The sequence below is a fragment of the Candidatus Accumulibacter sp. ACC003 genome (assembly GCF_907163085.1).
In the GTDB taxonomy this organism is placed as follows: domain Bacteria; phylum Pseudomonadota; class Gammaproteobacteria; order Burkholderiales; family Rhodocyclaceae; genus Accumulibacter.
This window is the reverse complement of sequence record NZ_CAJQTX010000004.1, coordinates 320,764-335,369: the sequence shown is the minus strand read 5'-3', so window position 1 is coordinate 335,369 and position 14,606 is coordinate 320,764. Positions and strand designations below refer to the sequence as shown.

14 protein-coding genes and 1 pseudogene are annotated in these 14,606 nt (G+C 66.5%); 13 read left to right on the top strand and 2 right to left on the bottom strand.

Annotated features, from left to right (window positions below; translation table 11 throughout):
- Positions 1-63: 63 nt before the first annotated feature.
- The 5 genes from QZ656_RS08460 (at position 64) to pyk (ending at position 5,706) form a co-directional block, all read left to right on the top strand.
- Positions 64-1,962, top strand: coding sequence for a propionate--CoA ligase (locus tag QZ656_RS08460; protein ID WP_291992972.1), 1,899 nt, complete (start codon positions 64-66; stop codon positions 1,960-1,962).
- Positions 1,963-2,093: 131 nt separating this feature from the next.
- Positions 2,094-3,014 carry a transglutaminase family protein gene (locus QZ656_RS08455; protein ID WP_291992971.1) on the top strand — a complete coding sequence of 307 codons (921 nt, stop codon included), beginning with the start codon at positions 2,094-2,096 and terminating at the stop codon, positions 3,012-3,014.
- Positions 3,015-3,260: 246 nt separating this feature from the next.
- Entirely contained in the window at positions 3,261-3,737 is a 477-nt protein-coding gene (locus tag QZ656_RS08450) for a TerB family tellurite resistance protein (RefSeq protein ID WP_291992970.1), read from the top strand.
- 87 nt (positions 3,738-3,824) lie between these two features.
- Entirely contained in the window at positions 3,825-4,052 is a 228-nt protein-coding gene (locus QZ656_RS08445) for a hypothetical protein (RefSeq protein ID WP_291992969.1), read from the top strand.
- A gap of 241 nt (positions 4,053-4,293) precedes the next feature.
- Positions 4,294-5,706, top strand: a complete 1,413-nt coding sequence (gene pyk / locus QZ656_RS08440; RefSeq protein ID WP_291992968.1) for a pyruvate kinase — start codon at positions 4,294-4,296, stop codon at positions 5,704-5,706.
- A gap of 210 nt (positions 5,707-5,916) precedes the next feature.
- Here pyk and QZ656_RS08435 read toward each other — a convergent pair whose 3' ends face one another.
- Positions 5,917-6,111 (bottom strand): hypothetical protein, encoded by a 195-nt coding sequence (locus QZ656_RS08435; protein WP_291992967.1) that lies wholly within the window; start codon positions 6,109-6,111, stop codon positions 5,917-5,919.
- A 182-nt stretch (positions 6,112-6,293) separates the two neighbouring features.
- Between QZ656_RS08435 and QZ656_RS24090 the strand changes: the two are divergent.
- The 4 genes and pseudogenes from QZ656_RS24090 to QZ656_RS08420 form a co-directional block, all read left to right on the top strand.
- Positions 6,294-6,746, top strand: a pseudogene (locus QZ656_RS24090) (SOS response-associated peptidase); the annotation flags it as partial.
- A 76-nt stretch (positions 6,747-6,822) separates the two neighbouring features.
- The gene (locus QZ656_RS24085) at positions 6,823-7,011 is read left to right on the top strand and encodes an SOS response-associated peptidase family protein (RefSeq protein WP_366522131.1); all 189 of its coding nucleotides are present in this window, start codon (positions 6,823-6,825) and stop codon (positions 7,009-7,011) included.
- On the top strand, positions 7,008-7,364 hold the full coding sequence (locus QZ656_RS08425; protein ID WP_291992966.1) for a cupin domain-containing protein: 357 nt from the start codon (positions 7,008-7,010) through the stop codon (positions 7,362-7,364). Before QZ656_RS24085 ends, QZ656_RS08425 begins: the two co-directional genes overlap by 4 nt.
- A 106-nt stretch (positions 7,365-7,470) precedes the next feature.
- Positions 7,471-9,390: a diguanylate cyclase gene (locus tag QZ656_RS08420; protein WP_291992965.1), complete on the top strand. Its 1,920-nt coding sequence runs from the start codon at positions 7,471-7,473 to the stop codon at positions 9,388-9,390.
- A gap of 382 nt (positions 9,391-9,772) precedes the next feature.
- Here QZ656_RS08420 and QZ656_RS08415 read toward each other — a convergent pair whose 3' ends face one another.
- Positions 9,773-10,720 carry a CysB family HTH-type transcriptional regulator gene (locus tag QZ656_RS08415; RefSeq protein ID WP_291992964.1) on the bottom strand — a complete coding sequence of 316 codons (948 nt, stop codon included), beginning with the start codon at positions 10,718-10,720 and terminating at the stop codon, positions 9,773-9,775.
- Between the two features lie 106 nt (positions 10,721-10,826).
- On the opposite strand from QZ656_RS08415, the gene QZ656_RS08410 reads away from it, so the two are divergent.
- The 4 genes from QZ656_RS08410 to QZ656_RS08395 are packed head-to-tail and all read left to right on the top strand — an operon-like array spanning position 10,827 to position 14,602.
- Entirely contained in the window at positions 10,827-11,603 is a 777-nt protein-coding gene (locus QZ656_RS08410; RefSeq protein ID WP_291993224.1) for a sulfite exporter TauE/SafE family protein, read from the top strand.
- 47 nt (positions 11,604-11,650) lie between these two features.
- Positions 11,651-13,360, top strand: a complete 1,710-nt coding sequence (locus QZ656_RS08405; protein WP_291992963.1) for a nitrite/sulfite reductase — start codon at positions 11,651-11,653, stop codon at positions 13,358-13,360.
- Positions 13,353-13,874, top strand: a complete 522-nt coding sequence (locus tag QZ656_RS08400) for a DUF934 domain-containing protein (RefSeq protein WP_291992962.1) — start codon at positions 13,353-13,355, stop codon at positions 13,872-13,874. Before QZ656_RS08405 ends, QZ656_RS08400 begins: the two co-directional genes overlap by 8 nt.
- Positions 13,871-14,602: a phosphoadenylyl-sulfate reductase gene (locus QZ656_RS08395; RefSeq protein ID WP_291992961.1), complete on the top strand. Its 732-nt coding sequence runs from the start codon at positions 13,871-13,873 to the stop codon at positions 14,600-14,602. The genes QZ656_RS08400 and QZ656_RS08395 overlap by 4 nt, the downstream gene beginning before the upstream one ends.
- Positions 14,603-14,606 lie beyond the last annotated feature (4 nt).

Here is a 14,606-nt window from a genome sequence, read left to right as displayed (position 1 = left end):
GACACTCGGCAGGCGTTGTTTCCACTGGTACAGCCAGGCTTATATTTTGGAAGAGGGAGTTTCATGACGACAATCAAAGAGTTTCACAAGCAATCAATCGACAATCCAGACGCCTTCTGGAGTGAAGAGGCCAAAGTCATCGACTGGCACAAGCCGTTCACCCAGACCCTCGATTTTTCACGCCCGCCGTTCGCCAAATGGTTTGTTGGCGGCGAAACCAACCTTTGCTACAACGCTGTCGACCGGCACGCCGCCAAGCGCCCGAATGACCGCGCACTGGTCTTCATCTCGACCGAGACCGACCAGGAAGTCGTCTACACCTTCGCCGAACTGAAGACGGAAGTGGTGCGCATGGCAGCGGTCATGCAAAACCTCGGCGTCAGCAAGGGCGACCGCGTCCTGCTGTACATGCCGATGGTTGCCGAAGCCGCTTTCGCGATGCTCGCCTGCGCGCGCATCGGCGCCATCCACTCGGTGGTCTTCGGTGGCTTCGCCTCCGGATCGCTGGCCACCCGCATCGACGACGCGACGCCGAACCTGATCGTCTCGTCCGATGCCGGCATGCGCGGTGGCAAGGCAGTCCCCTACAAGGATCTGCTCGACGAAGCAATTTCTCTGGCGCAGCACAAGCCGGCGAAAGTCCTGATGGTCGATCGCGGCATCGACAAGGGCTTCAACAAGGTCGATGGCCGTGACGTTGATTACGCGAGCGAACGCGCCAAGGTCATGGACGTTGACGTGCCGGTGGTCTGGCTGGAATCGTCCGAGCCGTCCTACATCCTGTACACCTCCGGCACCACCGGCAAGCCGAAGGGCGTGCAGCGCGACACCGGCGGCTACGCCGTCGCACTCGCCGCGTCGATCAAGAACATCTTCTGCGGCGAGGCCGGCGAGACCTTCTTTGCTACTTCCGACATCGGCTGGGTCGTCGGCCACTCCTACATTGTCTACGGGCCGCTGCTCGCCGGCATGGCGACGATCATGTACGAAGGCACGCCGCTTCGCCCCGATCCCGGCATCTGGTGGCAGATCGTCGAGAAGTACAAGGTCAGCGTCATGTTCTCGGCACCGACCGCGGCGCGCGTGCTCAAGAAGCACGACACCGAGTACATGCACAAGTACGACCTGTCCAGCCTCAAGCACCTGTTCCTGGCCGGCGAGCCGCTCGACCAGCCGACGCACGAATGGCTGATGGGCGAACTCGGCCTGCCGGTGATCGACAACTACTGGCAGACCGAAAGCGGCTGGCCGATGCTGTCGGCGATGCCCGGTGTCGAGAAGACCGAAATCCGCTTCGGTACGCCGAGCTTCCCGGTCTATGGCTACAACCTCAAGATCTTCCGCGAAGACGGCACGATCTGCGATCCCGATGAAAAAGGCATCGTCGGCATCCTGCCGCCGCTGCCGCCAGGCTGCCTGTCGACGGTCTGGGGCGACGACGACCGCTTTGTGTCGACCTACTTCTCGCTTTTCCGCGAACCGCAGGTGTACTCGTCGTTCGACTGGGGCATCGCCGACAAGGAAGGCTATCACTACATCCTCGGCCGCACCGACGACGTGATCAACGTTGCCGGTCACCGTCTCGGCACGCGCGAGATCGAAGAGGCGATCCAGGGCCACCCAGCAATCGCCGAAGTCGCCGTTGTCGGCGTCGCCGACAAACTCAAGGGTCAGATGCCGATGGCTTTTGCGGTGGTCAAGAGCGCCGACAGCATCGCCACGCCGGAACTCGTCGCAGCGCTCGAGAAGGCGGTGATGAAGCAAGTCGACGCCAGCCTCGGCGCGATCGCTCGCCCAAGCCGCGTGCACTTCCTCAGCGTCTTGCCGAAAACGCGTTCGGGCAAGCTGCTGCGGCGGACGATTCAGGCGCTCGCCGAAGGTCGCGATCCGGGCGACCTGACGACCATCGAAGATCCCAAGGCGCTCGAGCAGTTGCAGAAAGCCCTTAGCGGCCAGGCGTAAGCCAGGACGTTGTCGCTTGCCTGCCGCCGGTATCGGCGGCAGGCTTTTTTTTGCGCCAAAGCCTGAACGTTTTGCTACCATCGTCCGACCACAGGCAAACGTCCGCCACTTCTTGAGCGCCACCGAAAGCCATGAACGTTCACTACGACATCACCCACACCACCTGCTACCGCTACAGCTCGCCGGTGACTTTTGGCGAGCACCGGGTCATGTTTCGTCCACGCGACAGCCACGACCAGCGCGTCCTGGCGACCGACCTGCAGGTCAGCCCTGAAGCCGTGGTACGCATGATCCAGGACCCGCACTCCAACTCGGTCGCGCTGGTGACGCCGCTCGGCGCAGCAAAGGAACTGAAGATCGTCTGCTCATTCACCATCGAACAGGCGCGCAGCGCCTACCCGGAGTTGCAGCTTTCGCCGAGCGCCTTGATCTTTCCCTTCGCTTATTCCGTCGAAGAGCGCTTTGACCTCGAGCACTACATGCGCCCGCACCACGACGACCCGGAAGGCGTGCTGACGCACTGGGCTCGCCAGTTCATGCGCACCGACGGGCCGACCGGCACGCGCACCCTGTTGTTGAACATGAACCAGTTCATTCGCGACCGTTTTGGCTACGCCGAGCGCGAACAGGAAGGCACGCAAACGCCACTGCAGACGCTGAACCTGGGCACCGGCAGTTGCCGCGACTTCGCGCTGCTGATGATGGAGGCGATACGCCGCCTGGGCATCGCCGCTCGCTTCGTTTCCGGCTACCTGTACGACCAGGCGCTGGATACCGGCAACGATAGCGACACGAATAGCGACCAGGACAACGCTACCGTCGGCGCCGGCACGACGCACGCCTGGCTACAAGCCTACTTGCCGGGTGCCGGCTGGGTGACCTTCGACCCGACCAACAACCTGCTCGGCGGCGGCGATCAGCTGATCCGCGTCGGCGTTGCCCGCGACCCCAGCCAGGCGTCGCCGCTCTCGGGTAACTGGTTCGGCCCGGCCAACGCCTACCTGGGAATGACCGCCACCGTGCAGGTGCGGCGCGTGCGGCCTGGCGCCTGAGGCACTACCGCTGCCAGAATCGCCGCTCGCCCGGCCAACGCTCATGACTTGCCGAGGCAGCCCGAATCAGCAAAGTCATCACTGCTTCGCTCGATTTGCAGTGCGCATTCCGGCTTGCCCGCCGGAATCGTTCGGCGGGCAGGGAGCATGCGCCCTGAATTGCCCGTCGCCACTACCCTTCTCGCCCTGCGGGAGAAGGGAGATTCTTGAGTCGCTGACGCGACTTTCACGGTAGGACAGAGAGCCATGATCGCCACCATCAAGGAATTCTTCGAGCAGTTCATCGAGCCCGGTACGCGGCCAAGCGATGCCGGTAGCGAACAAGCCCTGCGCGTCGCGACGGCGGCGCTGTTGCTGGAAATGGTGCGCATGGACAACCGCATCGTCGATGAAGAACGCGCCGCCGTCGCCACCGCTCTGCGCCAGCAGTTCGGCCTGGACACCGGCCAGCTCGAGACCTTGATCGCCCTGGCCGAGCAGGAAGCACGCCAGGCCAGCGGCTACTACCAGTTCACCTCGCTGATCAACCAGACTTGCGACCGGGCGCAGAAGATCGTCATCATCGAAAATCTGTGGCAGGTCGCGCTCGCCGACGGCCACCTCGACGTCCACGAGTCGCACCTGCTGCGCAAGATCGCCAACCTGCTGTATATCGGCCATGCCGACTACATCGCTGCCAAACAGCGCGCACGCGCTGCCACGGGCGTCCCGCCAGTCATGTAGTCGCTGCGGCGACCAGGCAAGACCGCCAGGCCAGCCAGCGGGGCCCGCGGCGCAGGTGGCGACTACCCGTCAGGCCAGGGAACTATCATGCTCCTGTTTTTCTTCCTGCTGTTGATGCTGGCCCTGGCCTGGGGAGTGGCCGACCACCTTCAGAGTCTGCTGGCCAGGACGCCACCGCCGCCAGCCGCGCCGCGCCAGCTCGAAGCGCCGGCCGCCGCTGCGCCGGCGACGCTGCCGACGGTGCTCGCACCGGCTGCCGAAGCGGCTGGTGCCGATGCCGCGCCGACCACCGACGACGCCGGCGGCAAACCCTGATCGCCTGATAGCCGCTTGACCCCGACACCGAGGGCCTTGCCGCTGGCGGCGCGTGCCGCTCGCCGGTGCTGTCGCTGCGGCCTCGGCCGGCGTGCGCCAGCGCGGTGATTGACGGCGGCTGCAGGCGCTCCCTATACTGCCGGCCGATTTGGCGAATTTCGTGCGGCGCGCCAGCAGTTACGCGCGCTGCGACCCGGTCCGGGCACCCTCCCCGGGCCTTGCAGCAATTGAGGAGTACCTGATGCGCCGAACCAGAATCGTGGCCACTATCGGCCCCGCCACCGCCACCTCGAGCAGCCTGCGGCAGCTTCTGGCGGCCGGCGTCGACGTCGTCCGACTCAACGCCGCACACTCGGACATGGCGACGCACGCCAACAACGCGCGTCTGGTACGCGAGGTGGCCAGCGACCTCGGTCGCAACGTCGGCGTGCTGGTCGACATGCCCGGCCCGAAGATCCGTAGCGGCGTCGTCGCCGGTGACGAGGTCGAACTCGAGAGCGGCCAGGAGTTTGTCCTGAGCGGCAACGAAGACGGCGTCGGCGATTCCCAGCACGTCGCCACGACCTTGCCCGACCTGGCGCAGTGGGCGCGCCGCGGCGACGAGGTCTACCTGGCCGACGGCGCGATCGTCCTGCGCGTCCTCGAAGCCATTGGCCAGGACGTGCGCACCGAAGTCGTGCGCGGCGGCACGCTGCGCTCGCGCAAGGGCATGCACGTGCCGCGTGCCGAAGCGCACGTCGAGCCGTTCACGGCGCGCGACGCGCTGGCGCTGGAAATGGCCATCGCCATCAAGGCCGACTTCCTTGGGCTGTCGTTCGTGCGCCGAGCCGAAGACGTCGAACGCGTGCGCGCGCTGCTTCCCAAGCGCGGCATGCGACCAGCGCTGGTGCCCAAGATCGAAACCGCCGCCGCGGTCGACAACCTGGCCGGCATTATTGCCGCCGCCGACGCGATCATGGTTGCTCGCGGCGACCTCGGCATCCAGATGCCGGCGCGGCGCGTGCCCTTGCTGCAGAAGGAAATCATCCGCGCGTGCAACCTGGCCGGCATCCCGGTGATCACCGCGACGCAGATGCTCGAGTCGATGACGCGCTCGCCCTTACCGACGCGCGCCGAGGTCAACGACGTCGCCAACGCCGTCCTCGACGGCACCGACGCGCTGATGCTCTCGGAAGAGACCGCCGTTGGATTGTTCGCCAGCGAAACCGTCCGCATGATGAGCGAAGTCGCCGAAGCGGCCGAGGGCTGGCCGCAGGAGCGCGTCCGTCCGGCCGCCATTGCCGGCGCTGATGCCGACCGCGTGGCGTGGGCGGTGGCGCACGCGGCGGTGCAAGCGGCCGAGGACCTCGGCGTCGCGGCGATCCTTTGCCCGACGCGCAGCGGCAAGACCGCACACCGCGTCGCCGCCTTCCGGCCGAAGGTACCGATCGCCGGTATCTCGACGTCACCGCAGGTCCTTGGCAGCCTGGCGCTGGTGTGGGGCGTGCAGCCGCTGCTGGTCCCCGAGAACCGCGAAGAAGAACCGCTGCGACTGGCACTCGCCGTCGCGCGCAAAGCCGGTATCGTCCACGACGGCGATCTGGTAGCGGTCGTTTTCGGCGCCGCCGGGCCGCGTACCGGCAGCACCGACTGCGTGCGTATCGTCCGCGCCTGAGAGCCCGCCGACGCGGTCCCTGGCGCCCAGCCAGCGGCGGCCCTGCGGGCCGCCGCTGAAAGAACCGGCGCACCGCTAGTATCGTGTTGCACGCGGTATGGGAAATACGAGGCTGTGGAGCACGAGCACTTTCCTCGCCAGGCGGCGCAGCCGACGTGGCAACCCAGGGATCTTGCTCCTGGCGTCGGCGATGCGGCGGCGGTGAAGAAGTCAGAGGATGGCGCTGGATTGCCGCGTCGGCTTTGCCTCCTCGCAATGACGGCGTGGGGGCGTGCCGGCTACCCGTTGCCAGAAATCGCGGTGTGCGGCGACGCGCGCGTGGCGATCGACGCGGACTTCGAGCAGCGCCAGCGCTGCCGGGTGACGGTCGGCGCCGTCAGCCAGCCAGTCGACGAGAGGGCTCATTGGCCCGTGTGCGTGGGGGTGTGCATCGGCCGCAAATTATACGCAGCGCGGCACCCCGGAGCCTTTGCTGCCGATCAGGAAAACGCCGCAGCGGCGAGTCTCCGAGCCGCCGACCTGCCTGCGGCCGACGCCGGACAGCAGTTTCCAGGCGGCTGCCGCGTGCCAGGCGCTACACTGCGCGAATGTGTGGACGCTACGCCCTCGATGCCCCCCGCTCGCGCCTGTCGTGGCGCTTCGCGCTGGATGAAGGCGACGACGAAAACAAAGACAGCGAAGACGACAAACTCTTAGCCCGTTACAACATCGCGCCGATGTCCGACGTTCCGGTCATTCGCCAGTCGCCGGCAGGCCGGCGCGTCCTCCACCGGCTGCGCTGGGGCCTGCTGCCGCACTGGGCGACAGAGCCGGCGATCGGCGCCCGACTGATCAACGCGCGTGGCGAGTCGCTGGCTGCCAAGCCCGCTTTCCGCGACGCCTTCCGCCGCCGCCGTTGCCTGCTGCCGGCCAGCGGCTTCTACGAATGGCAGGCGCTCACCGCCACGACCGGCGCGGCGCGCAAGCAGCCCTTCTACATCTCCTTGGTCAGCGGCGAAACGATGGCCTTCGCGGGCCTCTGGGAGTCATGGACGGCGCCTGGCGGCGACGTCGTTCGCAGCTGCTGCATCGTCACTACCGCGGCCAACGAGCGGCTGCGCGCGGGTCCACGAGCGGATGCCGCTGATCCTTGCCGCCGAGCACTGGCAAGCCTGGCTGAGCGCGCCGGCGGCGCAGGTCGCGTCGCTGATCCGCCCGTATGCCGCAGCCGAATTGCAGCTCTGGCCGGTGAGTAGCCGCGTCGGCAAGACCAGCGAGGACGACCCGGCGCTGCTCGTCGCGCTGCCTGGCGACGAGCAGCGATGAAAACCTGCTACCGCGAGATCGCCGCGTACACCACCCGCGACGGCTCCGAAATCCGCGAGCTGATGCACCCCGGCGTCCATGGCAACCGCCAGCAGAGCCTCGCCGAGGCGATCGTTCAGCCCGGTCAGCAAACGCTCTGGCATCGCCACCGGCGTAGCGAGGAGCTGTACCACGTGACGCGCGGCGCCGGCGTGATGATGCTCGCCAGCGAGACGCTGTCGATCGCTGTGGGCGACACCGTTCTGATCCCACCGGGGACGGCGCATTGCGTCATCGCCACCGGCAGCGAGGCTCTGCACCTGCTCTGCTGCTGTAGCCCGGCGTACGACCACGACGATACCGAACTGCTCTGAACGCCAGTGATCGGCTGGCCATCAGCGCGCGTCGATCAGCGTCGCTGCCGCCGCGGGCTGCGGGTTTTGTTGCATAATCGGCGGCTTATCTGGACATGACACTTCCTTGATCCGCTTCGTAGACCACAACCGCTATCACTCGATGAAGGCGACCGGCAAACTGCCGTCGCCGAAGGGCGTCGCCTTTTCGATCATCAAGCTCCTGCAACGCGACGATTTCCGGGTAATCGAGCTGGTGCGGCTGGTCCAGTCCGACCCGGCGATCGCCGGCCGCCTGCTCAAGTTCGCCAACGCCGCCGCCTTTGGCCGGACGCGGCCGATCGTTTCGCTGCAACGCGCGATCGTCGCCCTCGGCTCGTTCAAGGTGCGCGATCTGGTCATCGGCCTGTCGGTGATGCACAGCAACAAGAGCGGTCAATGCGCGGCTTTCGATTATGGGGCGTTCTGGGGCCACTCGCTGGCCACCGGCATCGCTTGCCAGGAGCTCGCTCATTTTGCGCAGATTTCGACCGAAGACATCTTCACCATCGGACTGCTGAGCCGTGTCGGCGAACTGGCGATGGCCTCGCTGTACCCCGATGAATACGCCGACGTCTTGCGGGCGGTACAGGAAGGACACGAAGATCTGGTCGATCTCGAACGGCAGGCCTTCGACATGGACCACCGCCAGCTGGGGGCAACGATGCTCGCCGAATGGGGGCTGCCCGAGATGCTGATCCAGGCCGCTTACCATCACGAGCAAGCCGACGTCGCCGGCTTTCCGGACGGCTCGCGCCTGCAGACGCTCACTCAGTCGCTGAACTTCGCGCGCTCGCTGGCCGAGGTCTGCATGGCCGATGAAGAATCGCGCTGGAGCCTGCTGCCCAACCTGCTGACGCGGGCGGCGCGCCTGGGGATCAGCGGTGAAGTCCTCAACGACATCGTCGACCGGATGGCCCGCCGCTGGCGCGAGTGGGGAGCCCTGCTGCAGGTTCGCACGCAGGAAATACCGCCTTTCGCCGAGATCCTGGCGGCCAGCCCGCCGAGCTTGCGAGTCAGCCCCGCCGGTACCGAACAAAGCGGCAAGGGCGCGGCAGCGCACCTGCGGGTGCAGCTGCTCGGCATCCCGGCGGCCGAACTGCCGACCCTGCTGCAGCAGATCGAAAGCCTGGGACACCTGCCGGTACTACTCGACAACAGTCTCGACGGCATTAAACAGGCGCTGCACAAGCCGGCGCAGATCGTCATCGCCGACATGGCCATGCCCGGGCTGCAAGCGGCGATCTTCTGCCGCAGCCTGCGCCATACGCCCGCCGGCAAGGAGTGCTACGCGCTACTCCTGGCGTCGCCCGAAAGCGAGGGGCATATCCTCGAAGCGATCGACGCTGGCGCCGACGACGTGCTGGTCAAACCGCTGACCATGCAGACGCTGCGCGTCCGCCTCAACACGGCGACGCGCATGCTGCTCTTGCGCGAAGAGATCCAGCGCGAGCGCCGCGGCATCATGCGCTCGACCGACGAGTTCGCGGTGGCCCACAAGCGCCTGCTGCAGGACGCGCTGACCGATACCCTGACGCAGCTCCCGAACCGCCGCCACGGCCTCGACTTCCTGGCCTCCGAATGGGCTTTTGCGCAGGCCAACGCGCTGCCGATGGCCTGCCTGCTGCTCGACATCGACCACTTCAAGCGAATCAACGACAACTACGGCCACGCCGCCGGCGACGCCGTCCTGCGACAGCTGTCAGACCTGCTGAAACGCACCTCACGCGGCGAAGACCTGGTCTTTCGCTACGGCGGCGAAGAGTTCGCCGCCGTTCTGCCGAACGCCAACGCCCGCGCCGCCGTACAGATCGCCGAGCGCATTCGCGCGCTGGTCGAGAAGTACGACTTCGTCTGGAAAGGGCAATCGCTGCCGGTCACCGTCAGCATCGGCGTCGCCAACCTGGGCGGCGCCGCCAAGGACAGCCAGGCGCTGATCCGCGCCGCCGACGCGGCGCTCTACCAGGCCAAGAACAGCGGCCGCAACCGCATCGCCGTCGCCGGCTGAGCGAAAGCGCTCGGCGCTGGCGACCAAACGCCTGGCGCGCGCATCATTGCCAGGACGCGCAGCCGACGTCGCAATCCAGAGATCTTTCTCCTGGCCTGGGCCATGCGTCGGCCGTGAAGAAATCAGAGGGTGGCACTGGATTGCCGCGTCGGCTTTGCCTCCTGGCAATGACGGAATGGCTGCTGCCTGCCGCGCGTCGGCCGTGGCGCGCGCCGCGCAGGCACTGTGCGAGCATCTCGGTGATCCGGGCTTGCGGCGGCCAGGTCGACGGCATCGGGCGTTGGCGATTGCCGGGCGCGATCAAGGCACGAACGATAGGTGATCGGCGCCCGTTCCGCACGCAGCGACCTGAAGCCACGCCAACTCGCCGAGCGGCGGCTACTCACAGCTGATACTCCTCGCCGGGCCGGGCGCCGGCGATCGCCATGTCCACCGCTTTCCTGGTTAGCTGCGGCGCGAAGAGTTCGATGAAATCGTATTCGTAGCGACGGATGTGGTTGCCGCGGCGCAGGCCGATGCGGGTGGTGTTCGAGCCGAAGAGATGCTCGGCGGGCAGCGCTTGCAGGCCGGCGTCGCGGAGCGGGTCGAAGGCCATGCCGGCGATGATGCCGAGTCCCAGGCCGAGGCTGACGTAGGTCTTGATGACGTCGGCGTCGATCGCCGAGAGCACGACGTTGGGCGTCAGCTGCGCCAGCTCGAAAGCCTTGTTGATCCGCGAACGGCCGGCGAAAGCCGAGTCGTAGGTGATCAAGGGACAGCGCGCCAGCGCGGCCAGCGACAAGGGCTTCTCGCGAAGGATCGGGTGACCGTCGGGAGCGATCACGCAGTGCACCCACTGGTAGCACGGCAGCATCAGCAACTGCGGGTACTGATCGAGCGCCTCGGTGGCGATGGCGATGTCGGCCTCGCCTTGCAGCGCCCATTCGGCGATCTGCGTCGGATGCCCCTGGCGCAGCGACAGGCGCACCCGCGGATGGCGGTCGACGAAGTTCTTGACCACCGCCGGCAGAGCGTAGCGCGCCTGCGTATGCGTCGTGGCGATGATCAGGCTGCCCGAATCACCGCCGGCGTATTCCTCGCCGACGCGGCGGATGTTCTCGGCGTCGCGGAGGATGCGCTCGGCGATTTCGAGGACTTCGCGGCCAGGCTCGCTGACCGCCGTCAGGCGCTTGCCGCTGCGCTCGAAAACGCTGACGCCGAGCTCGTCTTCGAGCAGCTTGATCTGCTTGGAAATCCCCGGCTGCGAGGTGTAGAGCGCCGCTGCCGCGTCTGAAACGTTGAGACCTCGGCGCGCCACTTCGACAAGATAACGCAGTTGCTGTAGCTTCATTCGCGCTCCAAATCGCTATTGGTTATAAGAATCTAACTTAATATTCTTTTTCGATCAAATGCGCGACTGCTACCATGCGCGCTCCTTTTCGCTGTGGCACGTTTTCATGGACTGGATGTTCACTTTGTCGGGTTTCGTCGTCGGCGCCATCGTCGGTCTCACCGGCGTTGGTGGCGGCTCGCTGATGACACCGCTGCTGGTGCTGGTGTTCGGCATCCACCCGGCAACGGCGGTCGGCACCGACCTGCTCTACGCGGCGATCACCAAGGCCGGCGGCACCGTCGTGCATGGCCGCAAGGGGCACGTCGATTGGCGCATCACGCGTCTGCTGGCGACCGGCAGCATCCCGGCGGCGCTGCTGACGATCTGGGCGCTGTCGCTGCTGCCGAAGCAGAGCGCCGAGGTTTCGCACATCATGTCGGTCGCGCTGGGAATCGCTCTGCTGCTAACCGCGTGCTCGATCGTTTTTCGCCACAAGCTGCAGGACCACGCGCTGGCACACGCCGACGATAACGCGCACACGCAGCTGCGGGCGCCGCTCACCATCGCCGTCGGCGCGCTGCTCGGCGTCCTGGTGACCATTTCGTCGGTCGGCGCCGGCGCACTCGGCGTCGCCGTGCTCTTTTACCTCTACCCGCGGCTGCCAACGATCCGCATCATCGGCAGCGACCTGGCGCACGCGGTGCCCTTGACGCTGGTCGCCGGCATTGGCCACTGGCTGCTCGGCAGCGTAGACTGGTCGCTGCTCGGCAGCCTGCTGCTCGGCTCGCTACCCGGGATCTGGCTCGGCAGCCACGCCTCGGCGAAGATCCCCGACCGCATTCTGCGCCCGATCCTGGCGTGCATGCTGTTGTTGATCGGCGGCAAGCTGATCGTCCAGTAGCAGCAGCCCTACCCCAGCCAGAGCCTCATACATAACAGGAGCGACCCATGTATCGCTACGATAGCCTTGACCAACAACTGATCGACGAACGCGTCAGCCAGTATCGCGACCAGATGGCGCGCCATCTGGCCGGCGAACTGTCGGAGGACGAACTGCGTCCGCTGCGCCTGCAGAACGGCCTCTACATCCAGCGGCACGGCCCGATGCTGCGCATCGCCATTCCCTACGGCATGCTGTCGTCCAGGCAGCTGCGCAAGCTGGCCGAGATCTCGCAGCGCTACGACCGCTCGTTCGGGCACTTCACGACGCGCCAGAACATGCAGCTCAACTGGCCGCAGTTCGAAGAAACGCCGGCGATCCTCGGTGAACTGGCGAGCGTCGAGATGCACGCCGTGCAGACCTCGGGCAATTGCGTGCGCAACATCACCACCGACCACTTCGCCGGCATCGCGCCCGACGAGCTGGTCGACCCGCGTCCGTACTGCGAGCTGCTGCGGCAATGGTCGACCTTCCACCCGGAATTCGCTTTCCTGCCGCGCAAGTTCAAGATCGCCGTCAACGCGGCGGCGCAAGACCGGGCGGTGATCCGCGCGCACGACATCGGCCTCGACCTGGTCAGCGACGAGCGCGGCGAAATCGGCTTCCGCGTCTTCGTCGGTGGCGGCCTCGGTCGCACACCGATCCTCGGCAAGGTGGTTCGCGAGTTCCTGCCGCGCCGGCACGTGCTGTCGTACCTCGACGCCATCCTGCGCCTCTACAACCGCTACGGCCGCCGCGACAACATGTACAAGGCGCGCATCAAGATTCTCGTGCAGGCGCTCGGCAGCGAAGAATTCTCGCGCCAGGTCGAAGCCGAGTGGGCGCAGCTGCGCGACGGCGAGACGACGGTCACCGACGCCGAGTTCGCGCGCCTGGCCGAGCATTTCACGCCGCCGGCGTGGCAGGCGCTACCGGCTGAAGACCCGGCACACGCCGCCCGCCTGGCCAGCGACAAGGCTTTCGCCAACTGGGTCAAGCGCTGCGTGCACGCCCACAAGACGCCGGGCTACGCCGCCCTGACGCTGTCGCTGAAAGCCGCTGGCGCGCCTCCCGGCGACATTACCGAGCAGCAGATGATCGCCGTCGCCGACCTCGCCGACCGCTTCAGCTTCGGCGAGCTGCGCGTCAGCCACGAACAGAACGTCGTTCTCGCCGACGTCCGCCAGGGCGATTTGTACGAAGTCTGGCAGATCGCCCGCAGCCACCGCCTGGCGACGGCCAACGTCGGCCTGCTGACCGACATGATCTGCTGCCCGGGCGGCGACCTCTGCTCGCTGGCCAACGCCCGCTCGCTGCCGATCGCCGCGGCGGTGCACGACAAGTTCGACAACCTCGACTATCTGTACGACATCGGCGACATTTCGCTCAACATCTCGGGCTGCATGAACTCCTGTGGCCACCACCACGTCGCCAATATCGGCATCCTCGGCGTCGACAAGAACGACGAGGAGTGGTACCAGATCACCGTCGGCGGCCAGCAGGGTAACGCCGCGACGATCGGCAAGGTCATCGGCCCGTCGTTCTACGCGCAGGAAGTTCCCGAGGTCATCGAGGCGCTGATCGGCGTCTATCTCGAACAGCGGACGGCCAGCGAGCGCTTCATCGACACCTGGCTGCGGCTCGGCGCCGAGCCGTTCAAGACGCGCGCCTACGCTGGCCGCGACCGTCGTCGCAGCGCCAAGGTGGCGCCAACAGCAAAGGAAGTGGTCAATGCCTAAGATCATCAAGAACGAGCAGATCGTCGACGACGACTGGCAAGTTCTCACACTCGCCGAAGGCGAGACGCCGGCTTCGCTGACGCTACCTGCCGGACCGCTGCTGCTGCCGCTGGCGGTATGGCTGGCGCGCCGCGACGAGGTCGCCGGCACGCACCCGCAAGTCGGCGTCTGGCTCGACAGCGACGAGGGCCCGGAAGCGCTGGCCGCCGATATCGACCGTCTGACGGTGATCGGCGTCAATTTCCCGAAGTTCACCGACGGCCGCAGCTACTCCAGCGCCCGCCTGCTGCGCGAGCGTTATCGCTACACCGGCGAGATTCGCGCGCTCGGCGACGTCCTGCAGGACCAGCTGTTCTTCATGCGCCGCTGCGGCATCGACGCTTACGCGCTGCGCGCCGACAAGGATCTCGACCAGGCGCTGGCCGGCTTGCGCGTCTTCAGCGACAGCTACCAGGCGGCGGTCGACCAGCCGCAACCGGCTTTCCGGCGGCGCAACGCGCGGCCGGCGGCATGAGCGTGCACCTCAATATTGACGACCCGGCGCTGCGCAAGGAACTCGCCAGCAAGGTCGACGCCGCCCGCCGCTTGCTGCGCGAGATCGCCGACGACTTCTCGCCAGCGGCGCTGGCCAGCAGCCTCGGCGCCGAGGACATGGTGCTGACGCACCTGATCGTCAGCGAGAAGCTCGATATCGAGATCTTTTCGCTCGACACCGGTCGCCTGCCGCTCGAAACCTACGAGCTGATCGCCAAAATGAAGCACCACTACGGGCTGAATCTGCGCCTCTACTACCCGCGCCACGAGATCATCGAAGCGTGGACGCGCGAGCACGGCATCAACGCCTTCTACGAGTCGGTGGAACTGCGCAAGGGCTGCTGCTTCGCGCGCAAGGTCGAACCGCTGCAACGCGCGCTCGCCGGCCGCAAGGCGTGGATCACCGGCATGCGCGCGCAGCAATCGGCGACGCGCGACGCCCTGCCGCTGCGCGCTTTCGACGCCGATCACGGCGACGGCGGTCTCGAGAAATTCAACCCGCTGGCGGCGTGGAGCGAACGCGAAGTCTGGGCTTACCTGAAGCTCAACCAGGTGCCCTACAACGCGCTGCACGACAAGTTCTACCCGAGCATCGGCTGCGCGCCGTGCACCCGCCCGGTAACGCCTGGCGAGGACGTCCGCGCCGGCCGCTGGTGGTGGGAAAATCCCGAATCCAAGGAATGCGGCCTGCACGTCAAGTCCGCCTGAAACA